Genomic DNA, 16,696 nt, shown 5'->3' with positions numbered 1-16,696 from the left:
AATCGTAATCACTCTTTATACTCGATGTGATGAAGTTTACCCATGAGGATTTACGCAAAAAGATTATTTTTGAGATTATTTTCTCTGTGCTTCTGCGTGAGGAAATCATCATAATAATGATTCCAATCAAAGGTTGCTAAGTTTAAGAGACTAAAACACGAGGACGAATAGTTTCCTGAATTTCTTTACCAACCGTTTGTTCAGCTAACCTCAATTCATAGTTTTTCTGAAGATTTAGCCAAAATTCTCCACCAGTTCCAAAATATTGACCTAATCGCAAAGCTGTATCAGCTGTTATCCCTCTTTTTCCATTAATGATTTCGGTAATCCGGTTTTTGGGAACATAAAGAACACACGTTAAATCACTTGCTGTCATACCAAGTTCTGTGATTTCATCCCCAAGAATTTCTCCTGGGTGAATGGGTGAGCGTGCCATTTATCTCTCCAGATTGGAATTTTTGCATTAATTAGGGGTTCCTGCCAGAGAAACCCCAAAACATTTATTTTTTACAGTTATCTTAAACCACCCAATATTTTAAGGTTTGGGAGTACTTGCAGGTGCAGGTGCGGCAGATGCAGTGGGCGCAGGAGTTGGGGAAGTGGTTGCGGCTTTGTTAATTTCGTCTCGGTATTGAGCAGGCGCTAAACTGGCTGCATTACTAAACAAAGGTTTAGCTTCGGTTGTTTTGCCTTGTTCCTTCAAAAGCATAGCTTTAGCTAAGACAGGGCGAAAATCCTTGGGATCTTTTTTAATCGCTTGGTCATAGACATTCATTGCTTGAGGAAAACGTTTTTGGGCTGCATAGACATTGCCTAGTAGCACTTGCACAGCAACTACATTCACGCTTCCCGGCTGAATGGTGTTAGCTTGGGTAGCATTATTCAAAGTTTCTTGTAATAGACCGATCGCAGCTTCTGGGCGTTTTTGGTCTAAGAGCAGTGCTACCATACCTTGTAAAGCTTTTAAATCACCGGGTTTGGTATCCAAAATTGTGCGATATGCTTGGGCGGCTCCTTCTTTATCGCCAATTTGCTGTTTGGCTTGGGCGAGGAGGACTCCATATTCTGATCTTTCAGGATTGAGTTTAGCTAGTTTTTCTAAAGGGGCAATTACTCCTTGAACATCACCTTGATTCAGGCTTAAAAGTTGTAAACGTGCTTGTAATAAACCTTTCAGAGCAGTTTGATTTTCAGGTTCCCGTTGTAAAACTAGTTCATAACCCCGTACTTCATCTTGTAATTTTGTTTTTTGGTCAGAGGAAGCTAAGTTACCTGTAGGATTTGCAGCATTCTGGTTTGTCGATGTCGGGCTATTGAATGCGCTAATAATAGGAACTATAGATACACCTACAAACATAAGAACTGCTAATGCCAAGATGACTCGGACTATCCAACGATTACGCGCTTCAGACACAGTTTTATAATTCTCCAGAACTCTAATGACATTATCATTGACACAAATTGGAAAGTAAAAATTTCCAAAACTTTGCGGAATACCGCCAATTGTCTGTGAATTTTATAACAAATAACTATTTACGCTGCTAAAGTAATTGATGACTTTAGGGGGAGCCGTCAGAGTAGTACCTATGATATGCTTCCGAAACTAGTGTCTAGACGCTAGATTAAACATTTAGAGTATAAATGTAAATTTAGCGTTTTTAGAATTGTATTGGGCGTTGTCGTGTGTCTTGGTGGAACACAATATACTTTCATCAGCCGCACAAACGCGCTTTCCAGTTGCTTTAGTAAAATCCCACAATGGGATGTGTCTCCGCCGCAAGGAGTTTTTATGAATTCCGACCTGATGCCTTCGCCTGAATCTTCTAATTTGCCTGAGTCCAATCAACCTGAAACCGAAACAGATACAGCTGCTGATGTACCAACAGTAGTAGCTACTGTTTCTGAATCGGAAAATTTGCCTACTGACCCTAGTGAGATTGCCAACGATGCTCATTTAGTCAATCGACAGCAACCAATTCCACCACCCAGCGAACCAATGCAGTACAGAGCGATCGGGTTAGTCCGAGGTCGCTACATTGCAAGCAGTGAACAGTTTACTCAAGGTACGCTCCTGACTGCGGATGGTGTGGAAATCCAAGCTGTTCTCCTCGGTCGAATTATGAGCTTAGTCAAGAATCACCTTGATTTAGAAAAAAATCACCTCTGGGTAGTTTATCCCCGTACTAAGCAAGAAAGCGATGCCTTACATCTGCAAATTGTGGGTGTATGGGAACCCGAAAATTTGGCCAAACAGCAAGCACAAGATTCGGCCGATGATGAATTGCCTCAAGCCGATGCTGCTGTAACAGATAAAAGCGACATTAAACCTTCATCAGATATTCCCGATGGTGGTTTTTCTGTGCGTGGCGAAGTAGTTTACCAATCTTTTGATGACAAAAATTTAGTTGTCAAAATTAAGCAAGCTGCTCGCAAACAAGATGAAAAACCCAAATACTTTAAATTAAAACTCAAAGGTGTCCTAGCGACTAAAGCTGTGGGCAAGTTTTGGGATTTCCAAGTCAAACGAGATGGTGATTTATTAGCCATCGAAACAGCAGAAGCGATCGCGGATTTACCCAAAAAACGCCGACCACCCCAAAGAGGTGGCCCTGGTGGTTTCCGTGGTGGTGGTGGCGGTGGTCGCCGACCATTCCCGCCCAGACGTAGCCCTGGAGACAGTTCCAGCCCACGTCCAGTCAAAAAGATCGGCGGCGGGGAAGCTTCAGCAGTGTCCAAACCTCTGCCAAAATCTTCTGCTCCAGTTCCTAAGCCCATTAAAAAGCAAAAGCCACCGCAAGAGTAAGGAAAAAGTTAAAAGTTAAAAGTAAAAAGGTAAAAGATAAGAATTGAATCTTGCTTTTGCCTTTTTACTTTTGAATTTTGCCTTTTCTTTTGCCTTCCTAAAAATCTGTCCAACGGTCTTGGGGTAAAAACGATCGCTCCATTGGAATGGGGGCGACTGGTTCTGTGAGGGTAAAAGTGCCGGCTGCAATCCATTGTTTTAATTCGGCGGCGACTTGCCGAGATAAGGACATACTAGCTAAAGGTGCAGCACGCACAGTTTTATTTTCGATGGTGAGTCGCCCGGATTTCAGTTGGGCGTAACTCACCAACCCAAAGGTCGGACGCACGCGCCGGGGAATGGAAAAATCGACGATGGGTGCGACTAAATCTTTATCTTGCACTGCACAGTGTTCAACGACAGTTTCGTTTAATACGGGGAATGGTATTCCCACACCCAACATCAACGAAGGGCCATAACTTTTAAAGTAACAACCACGCACCCAATTGCCTGACATTTGTTTAGCATCACCAATTAAGGCTAGGGTAGCAGCCGGGCCAATGGGTGTACGATTAGCTAACCGCTTTTGTAAGGGGAAGTGTTGTGTTCCTTCCCACGCGATATAGCCGATACCGCCACCTAAAAAAATTCGTGTTCCAATGCCAATAAGTTGCAAATCGGGGTCGTTGAATAAAGGCGAAATTGCCCCTGGGTTAGAGTAGACAGCGTTACCGAGATGGGGTTGTAAAGGGCCAAGATAAGTAAAAAGTGGGCGATCGCCACCATTCACACCCACGATAAAATTTTGATAAAGGTTACGCGGGTTGAATAAATAAAATTGATTGATAGTATCGCGGGTAATGGTAGTTTCAAATGTTGCTCGTGGATAACAATCTGTAACTTGTCCTTGCGCCCTGACTTGTACTTGTTTCCCGGCAATTAAATCTTCAATAACGTGACCACCACCACGTTCGCGGATTTCCTCACCGTCCATTGTATCAACGACACAACTAGCACCTAAGTATAAATCTACAGCCCCAAAACCGGAATATGCTGGTACACCATCTATCCAACAACGACGAATTTTTATCGGTGGGTCAGTGTGTCCCAGATTAATAATCGCACCACTAGATTCCATTGGCTCAAAGGTGCCAGTGGTAATCACATCAACTTCTTGAGCAACTTTGCTGACACCAACTTCTGCAACTCTGGCTTTAAGTTCTTCAACTGTTAAAACGACTGCACACTGGCGGCTGATTTTATCGTTAATTTCGGCGATCGTTCGCATAATAATCAAAATTAAGGGTGTAAGGGTATGAGGGTGTACTTCGACTGCGCTCAGTAACCTTTACTATCACCTGTAACCTATCACCTGTAACCTATCACCTGTAACCTATTCCCTATTAATCAATTGTTTCTGGGTCAATATTTAATTCCCGCAGTTTTGCTGCTAACTTTTCGGCTCGTGCTTCGGCTAGTTCTTTTTGCTGACATTCAAATTCTGCGGCTTCTTCTGGTGTTGGAACTAATAGACCTACTGGAGTAAAAAATCGCAATAATCCTTCATGAATTCCCAAGTATAAACCTAACTGCTGACTCCACAAATGTCCTTGAGCATTGGTTTCTAGAGTTTGGTATTGACCATCAACTAAATGAAACCCGGCAAATTCTTGAGTTTCTGGGTCGAACCAAAAATAATCGGGTGTGCGAAAAGTATCTTGGTATAGTTTTTTCTTTAAATCTTTATCGGTTTTCGCTGTTGATTCCGAAAGAATTTCTAAAATTACATTGGGATATTTCCCTTCTTCTTCCCAAACGACCCAACTTTTGCGAGTTCTACGCTCTGTATCCAGCACGACGAAAAAATCTGGCCCCCGGAAGTGTTCATCTTTGCGTTTATTCCAACTGTAGTAAATAGTCAGATTTCCCGCAGCGTAGAAATCGTTTCTATCTCGCCACAACCACTTTAGACATTTGAGTAAGAGCATAATCTGCTCTAGATGCAGTTCTGTTTCCAAGGGAGGTTCATCGCTGTATAAATCACCTGGAGGAAAGATAACATCTTCTGGGGTTGCTTGAGGAGTGTCTAGTTCTTTGGCGAGGGACATGAGGAGATGACTGCATCTGGTAGTGATGGGTTTATTTTAGCGTCTAGGTTGAAAGTGCTGAGTTCTGAGTAAAAATAATAATCCCTAGCCTCTAACCCCTCTTGTTAAAATCTACTTCATAATGTGCAGAATGTACCATTTGGATGGTACAAATGGGAGATACAATTCCCACATCAGCGCACAACCATCAACTTGTCTAGCAAAACACACATACAGCACAAAACGATGAAAGCATCTGCTAAGTTCGACTTTGAGGACGATAAATTTAATGCGCCGCCTTCTCAAGTCATCCCTTGGTGTCAGATGATTAATCCTCGATACGGCACTGATGGGATGCAAACCTATGGTCTTGCCATCAAGTTAGATAATGCTAATGCTGTGGGTTTTCAGCCGGATGAAAATTGGCAGCAAGTAGAGCATGAATTTAGCTCTGGTGTTGAAACAGTTTTTATGACTACTACTCCGCGTTTGGTGATTGTGCGTCGAGGCCCTTTGTCAGTCAAAGACCGGGAAACAGGGCTGAAGTTAGGTACGCTCAAAGAAAATTATGATGCTTTTTTAGCGGATAAATTGAAGTTTAAAACTTTTACACGCTATTTAATTTTCTTAGTCAGTGAAGATAAGAAATTTTTACATGAATTGCCATTGCAATTAACCCTAAATGGTGCAGCCGGAGCGAGTTTCAGCAAAACTTATTGTGAATTTCAGCAAGGCAAAGTGGTGAGTGGTTTTGTTGCCGAATTAGAAAAAGCTTATGCTGTTTATCGCAAACAACCATTAACACCAAAAGGCCCTTTGTTCCACGCGCATGGGATATTCTGCCCGATAATTGAGTGCGAAGAAAGAGGTATTGAGCCGAATACGGTGCTGGTTGCTTCGACTGTAGATTACAAGCATCCAACAGTGGGGACATTAACACAATACTTGATTGCTTCTGATGCGCCTGAGTCGGCAATTATTTGCAAGTATTTTGAAGAATACAAAGAATTTGGTAAGGAACCAGTGAGAACAGAAACCAATAAACCTGCTATGGCAGGTGTTTCCAGTTCCTATATTTATGCTGATGAAGATGATTTTGGCTATCCACCATATTAGGTGGGGAGTAGGGAGCAGGGAGCAGGGGAGAGGTTTTGCAGCTTTTATTACCATTAACATGATGTAACTTAAATGATGATTAGCTTAGGTATTTTTTCTTACCCAATCCCTACTTCCCACTCACAACTCCCTAGTTTTTGAGTAGCAAATAATATAGTGAACCATTGCCACCAGTAATTCCAGCGCGATCGCCTGCTAGTTTACCAGTTCCCATAAAGTAATCTACTCTGCCTGGGCCTTTAATCGCACTGCCTGTATCTTGGTCTAACACAAAACGGCTGACAGTACGCGGTTGCAATTTGCCACCAGCAGCCGGATAGGGGAATGTACCATTAATTATTGCTAGTGCGCCATGAGGCATAAGAGATTTATCGGTAGCAATGGAACGTTCGGCTGTGACTGGAACATTAATACTACCAGTGGCTTTTCTACCTGGAGCTTCTTTAAAGAATACAAAGCGTTCCCAGCGAGGCAAATAATTATTTAACTCTAGGGGATTTTGCCGGAAGTAGCTGATAAGACGCGGCATAGTTAAGCCTTCTAGGGGCAGTTTGCCATCTTTTGCGAGTTCTTTGCCGATACTTGTCCAAGGATAATCAGTACCGCCAGCATAACCCACAGAAGTAGTTTTGCCATTGGTTAACCTGATTTGGGCAGAACCTTGGATATGTACCATGTATGCGTCTAAGCGATCGCGGAACCACAACAATTCCAAACCGCGCAACTGGCTTTTATCTCCGAGTAAACCATCTTTGCCTTCCAAATCAATGCGTTTTGGGTGGGGTTTAGCCCATTGGTCAAAATTTGGCGGTAGTCGATAAAGGGGATACTTATATATAGATGTTCTAACCCGACTGGCCTGATAAATAGGCTCATAGTAAGCAGTAAATTTAACAGTACCCTTGCCATCATTGCCAACGGACTTGTAAAACACAAACTCTCGCTGAACGGCAGTTCTGAGTTGACTAGCAGATTTGGCTGTTACGACTAATTGCCGAAAACGCAGTAAACTGCGCCGCACGCGATCGCGAGTAATTCCTGGCACCGGATAATCTTGATAGGCGGCGATCGCTTTATCTTTTGCCAAATAATCTAAACTATTATCAATGGCAGCTAAAAGAGATTTGCGATCGCCACTTTTGCCAGGACGACCAAAAATTTGATCATCCCATCCCAAACAAGTAGATACAGGAGTACAAGTATCACTAATTTCTACAGGTTCGAGTGGTAACTGTAACTCAGGGGGAGTGCTTGGCTGTGTAGGTAACGGTACAGGTAACGGTATCGTCGTCGGAACTTGAGCAACAGCTGGCCAAATTGTGTTAACAAGGGCAATTCCTAGACTCAAAGAAGCCAAAGCAAGGGTTTTTCTCATGATTTAGTCGAATCTTTCAACACTAGAACTAAACAGTGGTTCTACCCGGATTGCCACAATCCGAGATGGGCGGACAACCATATACTCTCCCTGAATATTCTTGATCGGTACGCTGATAAAATCATTCGAGGTAGACTTGGGTACTAGTTCGCCACTATACCATTTTTGAAATTCTTGAATAGTTGGAAACCGCACTTCTTCACGATGACCAGTTTCCAGCAATAGGTGTACGGCGTACTCATTCGGTGTTCTAGGCATAAAGTTGAATCATTAAAAATATGTTCAACCCATGTTAACCACGTCACCCCAGAATGAAAAGGGTAAGCATACGGGAGCAAGAAAAGCTATCCGGAGAGTTTTGCATTAATTAACCATGAGCTACTACTCCTAAGTCTTGACTTTTATTGTCCCTCTAGACGGCCAATAGTTGAACCTGTTCCTGGAAATCTCTGTGCAGGCTAGGAGTAAGAAAGAGTCATATCATATCAGGTAAAAGACTTATCATCAAAACCGCAGGGGGCAGGGAGCAGGGAGAGAAAGAGTTTTGCCTTTCTCCACAGATGTATTGAATCATAATTTATTTGCCGGATATGATATCAAACCCAAAAGCATATAGAGATGTTAAATATAAAGTCTCTACAGTATTTCAGTAAGATGCACACTGCTGTATTGTCGTAACAAGATACATCACTATGCGAACTTAAAATATATAAATCTGATGATTAATTCTGAAAGTAACCCTCACAGGTTGTTGAAAATACTGCTCATTGCCAGCATAATTTCTACATTTCTTCACTACACTGATAATTATTTATTTATCGAGCAATATCCCCAACCCGCTTGGATTACTGCCCCAGCAATTTATCAATCATGGCTGATTCTCACAGCTATAGGAATTACTGGTTATTGGTTTTACAAGTCTCAAAAATATTGGCTGGCTTATGCTTTTTTGTTCATCTACTCCTTAACAGGCATAACAAGTCCAGGACATTATCTTTATGGAAAATTATCCCAATTCTCAGCCAAAATGCACTTGTTAATCTGGACTGATGGCTTAACTGGTTTGGCGATATTGGGATTTATTGTTTGGTCAGCAATTATTCTCAAACATTGGTGGAGAGAAACTAGTCCAACTGAATCAGAACTTACGCACAAAAGTTAGACAGCCAATATTATTAAAATTTGTTGGGTTTCGCTGCTGCTCCACCCAACCAACTTTGCTTTTTTGAAATTACAAATGATGAATTACGAGGCCATATTTCGTGGTGGAATTTCTCGCCCTTGATAAAATTGTTGTTCTAACTTGCCTAAACCAAACCAAATTCCGCCACCAAGTAATACAGCTAAGTTGGCAATAATCAAGGTGATATTAGAAGTATGACCTGGAAGCAAGACTGATAAAGACAATAAACTCCAAACTAATGCTGTTGCTATCACCACTCCTAAACGTAACCTTTGGAGGTTTTTTAGGGCAGTTCGACAACTCCTGCAATGTTTCGTGTGGGAATGATATCTATCTAATAAAGCTTCTTTGGGCAGTGGTGGTGGTAAAGTTTTTCCTGGAAATGATTCTGCACAATATTGCTTTACCCAAGAACGCAATTGAAATACAAAAATATCCGCTTTAGTTGGTAAATAAAATGCTTTGGTAAAGTTATCAGTGCCACCTTTTTGTTCTAAATAACGTTCTTGGTGATGTAAGAAAATTTGGTCATCTTCGAGTACGCCATTTTGTCCTAAATGAGAATACCAGCGAGGCGTGAGTTTAATAAATAATCCTGGTAATTTTGATGAGAATTTGAAGGGAAAACGGGCAAATAAACGACATTCTCCTTTACGGATGGGAGTTGCGTAAACGACTGTTAAGGTTCTACCAAATTGCTTGGAGGTGAGATCATGCCACATCAACCCCGGTGCAATAAAGGTGGTATCTTGTTTGCCTAAAGTGCCTTTGCGGGGGCCTTCTTGCCAAAGTCCTTTAAAACCCCATTTGCCTGACTCGACAATTTCTAATTCTACAGGCGATACATTGGCTCGGTTGCCAACAGTGCGATGATGAGTATAAGGAATGTGGCTGGAATCGAGAACATTTTCCATTAATGTCAAAGCATCATAAGGTAAATCTCGAAAGGTATTCAGGCAAACCCAGCCATCTGCATCTTCTTCTAAAACATCAACGATGGGAACCGGAGTTTTGGCAGCATTCTCAGGTTGACCAGGATAAACAAACAATAACCCTTGGCGTACTGTGGTTGGAAATGATTTTATGCAGGCGCGGGGAGATGTTTCGGCTTTTGTCCCTGGTACTTGTTGGGGAATGCTTTCACATTTGCCTGTTCCCGAAAATGCCCAGCCGTGATAGGGACATTCTAGCCTGCCATCTTCGTTGACTCTGCCTTCGGAAAGTGGCGCTAGACGGTGCGGACATTGGTCTTCAAAAGCCCGCCAAGTTTGTTCATTTTTGTCCCACCATAAAACTAAGTCTCGTTCTAGTAAGGTGAAGCGCGTTAGTTGGGATTTATCTAAATCTGCGACGTAGTGGACAGGATACCAAACTTCTAACCAATCAAAGCGTTCTGGGTCTAGTCCACCAGCAGGTAAATTTTCTGTGGTTGTTGGGGATAATGGCTCTAACAGGCTGTTGGACATAATGAGTGAGATGCGTCAAGTAATAATTGTCTACCCACCAAAAATGTAACAATTTTTTAACGACGATGGCAGGCAAGAGTCATGAAATCAGCCAATGGTCTAAATTAACAAGCAGTTGCACAAAACAATTTCAACACTATGGCAGTAGATACAAGAGAATGTGCAGAGGCGAAACTAGCTTTAAGTCAGGCGTTGGCTGCTTGTGGTGGCAATACTAAGGATGAAACTGTAATTGCTGCGATTGAAAATTTGCGTCTTGTCAACCCAAACCCATCGCCAACTCGCAACGGTAAGCTATTAGATAGTAATTGGCTATTAATTAGTGCGCCGAATTTTCCTGGTGGTGAACAGTTGGCAAATGGTAAGTTTGCCTATACTCTTGGTCGTCTGGCTTTTAATATGTTTCAGCCGACAAAACTAAAATTAGTAATTGACCGAGTTTCACAACCTGTTTTTTTATTGGGGAATGGCGAACAGCGCAGTCACGATATTGTTGTAGAATTTACGACGGCTGATGAAAATTATCCGCAAATATCTGGGGTTGTGCGGAATTTAGGTGTGTGTGAACCAATTAGTGATACTGTGCTACAAGTTAAATTTACTGGAGGAACTTTAGCACCACAAGACCCAACTAAAATGGATGAATGGCGTGCAGTTTTTGGTCAGCAAAGTCAAAATGTCAAACGCAGTTTTAAAGACAGTTTGATATTTAGTTTCTTGAAGTTAGTGTTTGGTTTGGTTCCACCACAAGGAATCAATTCTGAGACTGGAGAAGTTCAGTTTATCATGGAGCGATCGCCTAAAGGTCGCCTAGAAATTCTCTATCTTGATGAGGAGTTGCGAATTACTTGTGGCGAAAAGGGAACAATTTTAGTATCTGAAAGGCAATAGTGATCATAAAGAAGGCAGGAGGCAGGAGTTAAAATGACTGCTATATTTGAAATTTACAATACTAAGCTTCAAAAATAATATTCCTACTGCCTATTCCCCACTTTCAACTCTCACCCATCAACATTTCATGCAAACTTCCTCTTCTACTATTCCACATTTAATTGCTGCTGGCTTTCATGCACTTTCCGATCCGCTACGGATTAATGTGCTGGAACTATTGCGACAGCAAGAACTTTGTGTATGTGATTTATGCGATGCTTTGAGTGTCAGTCAATCAAAACTCTCTTTTCACCTCAAAACTTTGAAGGACGCTGGTTTAGTTAATTCCCGCCAAGAAGGACGCTGGATTTATTACAGTTTAAATATTCCGCAATTTAGTGTTTTAGAGCAGTATTTAGCCACTTATCGTCAGCATAGTTTAATATCACCTGTACGTTCTTGTTGTGATTAGATCAGCATTTGTGATTTTTGTAGAGAAGCAAGATGCCCGATTTATTAAACCTCTTGCACGAATGTTATAACTCAATACGGTTCAGTTAAGGCTAACAAGCTGATTAGTGATGTGAAATTTTGGAACTTCTATTCGTTGTCCAGTTTCTCTGTGGTGAGGCTTTTTAGAACGGAACTTTGATACAGGCTTTTTCAAATCCAAAATGGTATCAGTTGTTCAAACAGCCATCGTTGGGGGAAAACTGAAAACAATACTGCAATGGCCAGGGAGACTGATCACCAAATAGTCCCAACAAGATGAAAATACTACCCTACGATAGTTTTACAATTACAGTACCAGAAGCACTGCCCATAGTTTTGCAGAGACTGAGTGCCAATATTGAACCACAACAAGCATTTAGATTCTCTAGACAACATACTCTGTATCAAGGAACAATTTCTGAAGAAGGTTTTCAAATCAGTCGGATTATTCACTATCGCAATTCGTTTCTACCAATGATTCGCGGGCGATTTGAAGCGCAACCTCGTCAAACCTTGGTGCATATCCAAATCAGCGTACATACTGTTGTGATGGCTTTTTTAGGCTTATGGCTATTCATCTGGTTTAATACAGTTAGTTTCATCACCTTCACCGATGATACACCTCGTCTTGTAGCTGCATTATTTGTGAGTATGCCTATCTTGATAGTACTTATCTTTTGGATAGCTTTTTGGTCAGAAGCAAATCGCAGCCGTGCTGAATTGACAAAAATTATTCAAGGACAAGTATAAAGTAAAGTTGGCGTTGCATAATTGCGGGATGATTTATCTCACGCAGAGGCGCAAAGACGCAGAGAGAATAAGGAGTTAAAAATTTCCAAGACATCAAATTCATCCCCTCATTCAGCAATGCCGTAAAGTTTAGTAGGATTGCAGACATCCCAGTTGATTCCATAGTTATTTATGTGCGGGATCTAGTTAAATCCATAAACCTTCAAGCTGTACATCGTCTACATCAATTGGCAATATGATCAGGATAAATTAATGGCTGGGTTGAGATTCAGCACTTAATCAAAAAATATTGGCTTTGATTACCAGTTAATGTATAGTAGCAATTTTAAAAATTAAATTGGCAGAGTAATCACAAACTTTGTTCCTTGACCGGCTGTGGACAAGCAGTGGATGTTTCCATGATGTTTATCCACAATAATTTGATAGCTAATTGCTAATCCTAGTCCAGTTCCCTTACCCACAGGTTTAGTTGTAAAAGATGGTTCAAAAATTTTCGCTTGTACTTCTGGCGGCATCCCTAAAGCATTATCTTCAATGCAAATGGTGACAGTTTCTTGCTGATTATCAACAGATGTAGTAATTGTAATGGTATATTGTCCGACTATCCCCTGTTTGGCAGCGTTTTCATGTAAATCATCAAAAGCATCAATAGCATTAGCAATAATATTCATAAAAACTTGATTTAGTTGCCCAGGATAGCAAGTAATTGGCGGTAGTTCACTGTATTGGGTGGCAACTTCGATTTTAGGGCGATCGCCTTGGTCTTTGAGGCGATGTTTTAATAGCATAATAGTACTATCAAGTCCTTCATGAATTTGAAACTTAACTTTAGAAGAAATATCCGCCCTAGCAAAAGTTCTTAACGAGAGGCTGATGTCTTTGAGGCGCTCAATTCCCTGGTGCATTGATAACAGAAGTTTCGGTAAATCCTCAAATAAATACTCCAAGTCAATTTCTTCGATGAGTTCTTCTAGTTCTGGATCTGGGTCAGGTAGCTTTTGCTGTTGCAGATCCACCAAACGAAACAAATCATTTACATATTGTTCAATATAAGAGCAGTTACCACTAATAAAACCAATTGGGTTATTAATCTCATGACCAATGCCTGCAACTAGCTGTCCTAAAGTAGACATTTTCTCACTTTGGATAAGTTGTAGTTGAGTTTGTTGTAGCTGTTGTAGAGAATGAGTTAATTCGGCGGTACGTTCTTGCACCCGTTGTTCTAAAGTCCTGGTGAGATGGGAGATTTTGAGATGTAGTTTCAGTCGGGCAATCACTTCTTCTTGTTGAAAAGGCTTAGTAATATAATCAACTGCACCAATTTCCAGTCCTTTAACTTTATCTGTAGCATCAGATAAAGCCGTCATAAAAATTACCGGAATATTTTGAGTAATATTATTAGCTTTTAGTCTGCGACAAGTTTCAAATCCATCCAGACCCGGCATCATCACATCGAGGAGGATTAAATCAGGATGGGCGTATTCTGTTTGTTCAATTGCTGACTCACCATCAGTTGCCATCAGTGCTTTCCAGCCACATCCCTTAATCGCTTCCGATAGCACCTTGAGATTATTTGGATTATCGTCCACCAATAAAATGTGCATTGGTTTAAAAACAGATTCAGTGATCATTGATGTGACTCCGTGGTGACAAATGTTTTCAAGAACTTACGGATTTTTGTGGTTTGGAAATTGGCAGTCATTTTACCCAAGGTAGTGGCAAAAGCAGTAAATTGACTATCTTGCTTGATTAACTCAGCAATTATGCCCTCGATCGCGGGAATATCTCCCATCATGGACAAATGATATAGTTGTTGCAAAATATCCTGAGATGGCAAAATCAGTTCATGATCATCTGTTGGCTCATTTTTAGCAGGTAATTTCTGTGACGGTGATTCGGCATAAATCCAGTCCACATTGAGTAGCGATCGCAGTGCATTTAATAATTCATCGACTTGCAAAGGTTTGGGTAAAAATGCTGTTGCGCCAGCCTCTAAACTTCGTTGCTGATTTTCCTCAAAAACTCTAGCACTAGAGACAATAATCGGAATTAAACTTGTTTGGGGATTTTCTTGTAATTGCACCATCAACTCAAAGCCATCCATATTTGGCATAGCTAAATCCAGCACAATCATATCCGGTTGATGTTCAGTTGCCACCTGTAGCCCTTGTTTACCATCGCTTGCTTCTAAAGTGCGACAACCAATTTTTTGTAATAGACTACTCAACATCGAAAGGTGGTTGCGATCGTCATCAACAATCAAAATTTGTGGTACACGACCACGAATCCCAATAATTTTCTGATTGCTGGCATTCACAGTCAGAGTATTCCAGTCATGGGAAACTGGTATTGGCACTGTGATCTCAAACCAAAATAGACTGCCCTCACCCAAGTTACTTTGCACTTGAATTTGACTACCCATCAATCCAGCAATTCTTTGACTGATGGCTAATCCCAAACCAGTACCTTCAGATTTCCTACCTGCTTCACCTACTTGTTCAAAAGCCAAAAATATTTTCTCTAACTGGTCTGGTGACATCCCAATACCTGTATCTTCTATCTGGAAGCGAATCTTCTGATCAGTGATTTCTGTATTATCCTTAGTGATTGGTGACAACTCTTGCTCAATCACATCGATTTTTAATGTAACGCTACCGCTGTCTGTAAATTTGATGGCATTACCTAGTAAGTTAATCAAAATTTGCCGTAGCCGCTTTTCATCTACTTGAATTACAGCCGCCAGAGAATCATCAGCTACGATATTAAATCCAATTCCTTTCTGCTCGGCTCGAATATTGCAAATCTCTGTCACACCATGTAAAAAAGTTGGTAAATGTACATTGGTTGTTACCAATTCTAATTTACGAGCTTCAATTTTTGAGAGATCGAGAATGTCATTAATTAGCATCAGTAAATGGGAACCACATTGATAGATAATGTTGACTCCTTCTCGATTTTTATCGGTTAAGTTTGGCGATAACTCTAGCACCTGGGCAAAACCCAAAATCCCATTTAATGGTGTGCGTAATTCATGACTCATGTTGGCTAAAAACTCACTCTTAGCTTCGTTAGCCGCATCAGCAGCTTGTTTGGCTTCCAGTAATTCACGAGTACGCTCTTCGACTTTAAACTCAAGAGTTTTAGAATAGTCTAGAAGTTGAGAATTGGCAATTTCTAGCTGTTGATTGGCTTCTTCTAACTTTTGTTGTTTATAAGCATTGGTTGTGGCAATCACACTACTAATAAAGGCAGCTAATCCTGGTGTGACAGGAATCACCCAACCCTGTAAAAATATCCCATAGCCACCCACGAAAAAACCACCACTTATACCTACTGTTGCCCAGAGAATTTTGCCACCGGGAATGTTTCGTTTTGTACATAAACTCGCTAAATACCAGCTACCACCAGAACCAATCAAAGACCACAAAATAATCCAAAATGACGTGGCATTGCCAGAAAAACCATATAGGTTCGCTTTACCTGTTTTTGCTCCTTGGACTATTTGATGGGCAACATTGGCATGAATTACAACTCCAGCTGTGGGTTTTTGAGCAGCAATCAAAGAGGAACTAAAGGGTGTGCTAAAGAAATCATTGGTACTGGAGGCCGTTGAGCCGATAAATACCATCCGATCGCGCATGATATTGGCGGGAATTTTTCCGGCTAATACATCTCGCATAGCTACTGTGCGAAACGCCGTTTCGGCACCATGCCAGTTGAGCAGAATTTGATAACCACCCACATCAGTATCAGAATAACCTGCTTCTCGGTTTTGCAGGGGCAGATAAATTTGATTATTTAAGCGAAATTTCTGTTGCTCTTCGTTCACTGGTTCTAAAGAAATTTTTTCTGCTTCCAGATACTTGAGTGCAACCATAGTTGCCAATCCCGCTTTAATTTTTCCGGCTTGTTTGGCATCAGCAGCTGTGAGTAAAGCACGCCGCACATGGCGATCGCCATCTAATACCAAATCTGCTAATCCAACTTGTTCCAGTTTTTGCAATTCTGGTGGAGGATTGACACGTTCCCCAGTGATTTTCTCCACACCAATTAAACTAGGTGTACTACGGAAAACCTCTACCAGTTGCTCATATCCTTTGCCTTCTGGTAAATCTCGGTAGAGATCCAAGCCAATGGCGCGGGGTTGTTGCGATCGAATTTTCTGAAGTAATTGCGCTAGTGACCAGTCGGGAATTGGCCATTTACCAACTGATTGAATGTCCTGTTCATCAATTGTGACAATCACGATTTCGTCAGCTATGGTATTTTGCGAACGTTGTCGCATCCATTCATCACGAAGTTTCCACTCCGGCAAATTAAAAAGTCCCAATGACTGCCCAACAATAACTGTAAGAGCGACACTGGGAGTAATAATAAAGACGCTACGTGAGCGTTGTATCAAACCTTGGAATTTACGCCACATAATTTCGCCGGAGGCACATAACATTGATTAGTATTCGTCAGCCATGACTCCACTAACACTTGTCTGAATTTGAGTATTAGGCTTAGGTATGGGGCATTGGGTGTTAGAAAAACTCTTCCTATTCCCTAGCCCCTAGTCGTCTGCCAAGGCAA

General features: G+C 41.3%; 15 protein-coding genes. 6 read left to right on the top strand and 9 right to left on the bottom strand.

Going from position 1 to position 16,696, the window contains the following annotated elements; all coding sequences use genetic code 11:
* Positions 1-142 precede the first annotated feature (142 nt).
* Together H6G75_RS06200 and H6G75_RS06195 are read right to left on the bottom strand one after the other, a co-directional pair.
* Positions 143-436, bottom strand: a complete 294-nt coding sequence (locus H6G75_RS06200) for a HigA family addiction module antitoxin (RefSeq protein ID WP_190979085.1) — start codon at positions 434-436, stop codon at positions 143-145.
* 99 nt (positions 437-535) lie between these two features.
* The gene (locus H6G75_RS06195; RefSeq protein WP_190979084.1) at positions 536-1,414 is read right to left on the bottom strand and encodes a tetratricopeptide repeat protein; all 879 of its coding nucleotides are present in this window, start codon (positions 1,412-1,414) and stop codon (positions 536-538) included.
* Between the two features lie 375 nt (positions 1,415-1,789).
* Here H6G75_RS06195 and H6G75_RS06190 point away from each other — a divergent pair, with 375 nt between their 5' ends.
* Positions 1,790-2,803 (top strand): hypothetical protein, encoded by a 1,014-nt coding sequence (locus H6G75_RS06190; protein ID WP_190979083.1) that lies wholly within the window; start codon positions 1,790-1,792, stop codon positions 2,801-2,803.
* Positions 2,804-2,900: 97 nt separating this feature from the next.
* Here H6G75_RS06190 and H6G75_RS06185 read toward each other — a convergent pair whose 3' ends face one another.
* Together H6G75_RS06185 and H6G75_RS06180 are read right to left on the bottom strand one after the other, a co-directional pair.
* A complete protein-coding gene (locus H6G75_RS06185) occupies positions 2,901-4,070 on the bottom strand; it encodes a homocysteine biosynthesis protein (protein ID WP_190979082.1) in 1,170 nt (389 codons plus the stop codon).
* Between the two features lie 115 nt (positions 4,071-4,185).
* The gene (locus tag H6G75_RS06180) at positions 4,186-4,890 is read right to left on the bottom strand and encodes a Uma2 family endonuclease (protein ID WP_190979081.1); all 705 of its coding nucleotides are present in this window, start codon (positions 4,888-4,890) and stop codon (positions 4,186-4,188) included.
* Between the two features lie 225 nt (positions 4,891-5,115).
* Here H6G75_RS06180 and H6G75_RS06175 point away from each other — a divergent pair, with 225 nt between their 5' ends.
* Entirely contained in the window at positions 5,116-5,985 is an 870-nt protein-coding gene (locus tag H6G75_RS06175) for a DUF5895 domain-containing protein (RefSeq protein ID WP_190979080.1), read from the top strand.
* 130 nt (positions 5,986-6,115) lie between these two features.
* Here the strand turns inward: H6G75_RS06175 and H6G75_RS06170 are convergent, their stop codons facing one another.
* Both H6G75_RS06170 and H6G75_RS06165 read right to left on the bottom strand, forming a co-directional pair.
* A complete protein-coding gene (locus H6G75_RS06170; RefSeq protein WP_190979079.1) occupies positions 6,116-7,360 on the bottom strand; it encodes a murein transglycosylase A in 1,245 nt (414 codons plus the stop codon).
* Between the two features lie 3 nt (positions 7,361-7,363).
* Positions 7,364-7,618, bottom strand: coding sequence for a hypothetical protein (locus tag H6G75_RS06165; protein WP_190593265.1), 255 nt, complete (start codon positions 7,616-7,618; stop codon positions 7,364-7,366).
* Positions 7,619-8,078: 460 nt separating this feature from the next.
* Between H6G75_RS06165 and H6G75_RS06160 the strand changes: the two genes are divergently transcribed.
* Positions 8,079-8,522, top strand: coding sequence for a hypothetical protein (locus H6G75_RS06160; RefSeq protein WP_190979078.1), 444 nt, complete (start codon positions 8,079-8,081; stop codon positions 8,520-8,522).
* An 83-nt stretch (positions 8,523-8,605) separates the two neighbouring features.
* On the opposite strand, the gene H6G75_RS06155 is transcribed toward H6G75_RS06160, so the two are convergent.
* Positions 8,606-10,009: a Rieske 2Fe-2S domain-containing protein gene (locus tag H6G75_RS06155; RefSeq protein ID WP_190979077.1), complete on the bottom strand. Its 1,404-nt coding sequence runs from the start codon at positions 10,007-10,009 to the stop codon at positions 8,606-8,608.
* 138 nt (positions 10,010-10,147) lie between these two features.
* On the opposite strand from H6G75_RS06155, the gene H6G75_RS06150 reads away from it, so the two are divergent.
* The 3 genes from H6G75_RS06150 (at position 10,148) to H6G75_RS06140 (ending at position 12,121) form a co-directional block, all read left to right on the top strand.
* A complete protein-coding gene (locus tag H6G75_RS06150; RefSeq protein WP_190979076.1) occupies positions 10,148-10,900 on the top strand; it encodes a PAP/fibrillin family protein in 753 nt (250 codons plus the stop codon).
* 127 nt (positions 10,901-11,027) lie between these two features.
* Positions 11,028-11,351: a helix-turn-helix transcriptional regulator gene (locus H6G75_RS06145; protein ID WP_190979075.1), complete on the top strand. Its 324-nt coding sequence runs from the start codon at positions 11,028-11,030 to the stop codon at positions 11,349-11,351.
* A 296-nt stretch (positions 11,352-11,647) separates the two neighbouring features.
* Positions 11,648-12,121 carry a hypothetical protein gene (locus tag H6G75_RS06140; protein ID WP_190979074.1) on the top strand — a complete coding sequence of 158 codons (474 nt, stop codon included), beginning with the start codon at positions 11,648-11,650 and terminating at the stop codon, positions 12,119-12,121.
* A 332-nt stretch (positions 12,122-12,453) separates the two neighbouring features.
* Here the strand turns inward: H6G75_RS06140 and H6G75_RS06135 are convergent, their stop codons facing one another.
* Together H6G75_RS06135 and H6G75_RS06130 are read right to left on the bottom strand one after the other, a co-directional pair.
* The gene (locus tag H6G75_RS06135; RefSeq protein ID WP_190979073.1) at positions 12,454-13,752 is read right to left on the bottom strand and encodes a response regulator; all 1,299 of its coding nucleotides are present in this window, start codon (positions 13,750-13,752) and stop codon (positions 12,454-12,456) included.
* Entirely contained in the window at positions 13,749-16,544 is a 2,796-nt protein-coding gene (locus tag H6G75_RS06130) for a CHASE2 domain-containing protein (protein ID WP_190979212.1), read from the bottom strand. Before H6G75_RS06130 ends, H6G75_RS06135 begins: the two co-directional genes overlap by 4 nt.
* Between the last annotated feature and the right edge of the window lie 152 nt (positions 16,545-16,696).

Source organism: Nostoc sp. FACHB-280 (genome assembly GCF_014697615.1).
GTDB lineage: Bacteria > Cyanobacteriota > Cyanobacteriia > Cyanobacteriales > Nostocaceae > Nostoc_B.
Note: the sequence above shows the minus strand (reverse complement) of the source record. Positions and strands in the feature narration are given on the sequence as shown.

What these genes read in the sequence shown, in the direction of transcription:
- H6G75_RS06200 (WP_190979085.1), bottom strand. Translation starts at nt 436, where the DNA reads ATGGCACGCTCACCCATTCACCCAGGAGAAATTCTTGGGGATGAAATC.
- H6G75_RS06190 (WP_190979083.1), top strand. Translation starts at nt 1,790, where the DNA reads ATGAATTCCGACCTGATGCCTTCGCCTGAATCTTCTAATTTGCCTGAG.
- H6G75_RS06185 (WP_190979082.1), bottom strand. Translation starts at nt 4,070, where the DNA reads ATGCGAACGATCGCCGAAATTAACGATAAAATCAGCCGCCAGTGTGCA.
- H6G75_RS06180 (WP_190979081.1), bottom strand. Translation starts at nt 4,890, where the DNA reads ATGTCCCTCGCCAAAGAACTAGACACTCCTCAAGCAACCCCAGAAGAT.
- H6G75_RS06175 (WP_190979080.1), top strand. Translation starts at nt 5,116, where the DNA reads ATGAAAGCATCTGCTAAGTTCGACTTTGAGGACGATAAATTTAATGCG.
- H6G75_RS06170 (WP_190979079.1), bottom strand. Translation starts at nt 7,360, where the DNA reads ATGAGAAAAACCCTTGCTTTGGCTTCTTTGAGTCTAGGAATTGCCCTT.
- H6G75_RS06165 (WP_190593265.1), bottom strand. Translation starts at nt 7,618, where the DNA reads ATGCCTAGAACACCGAATGAGTACGCCGTACACCTATTGCTGGAAACT.
- H6G75_RS06160 (WP_190979078.1), top strand. Translation starts at nt 8,079, where the DNA reads ATGATTAATTCTGAAAGTAACCCTCACAGGTTGTTGAAAATACTGCTC.
- H6G75_RS06155 (WP_190979077.1), bottom strand. Translation starts at nt 10,009, where the DNA reads ATGTCCAACAGCCTGTTAGAGCCATTATCCCCAACAACCACAGAAAAT.
- H6G75_RS06150 (WP_190979076.1), top strand. Translation starts at nt 10,148, where the DNA reads ATGGCAGTAGATACAAGAGAATGTGCAGAGGCGAAACTAGCTTTAAGT.
- H6G75_RS06145 (WP_190979075.1), top strand. Translation starts at nt 11,028, where the DNA reads ATGCAAACTTCCTCTTCTACTATTCCACATTTAATTGCTGCTGGCTTT.
- H6G75_RS06140 (WP_190979074.1), top strand. Translation starts at nt 11,648, where the DNA reads ATGAAAATACTACCCTACGATAGTTTTACAATTACAGTACCAGAAGCA.
- H6G75_RS06135 (WP_190979073.1), bottom strand. Translation starts at nt 13,752, where the DNA reads ATGATCACTGAATCTGTTTTTAAACCAATGCACATTTTATTGGTGGAC.
- H6G75_RS06130 (WP_190979212.1), bottom strand. Translation starts at nt 16,544, where the DNA reads ATGTGGCGTAAATTCCAAGGTTTGATACAACGCTCACGTAGCGTCTTT.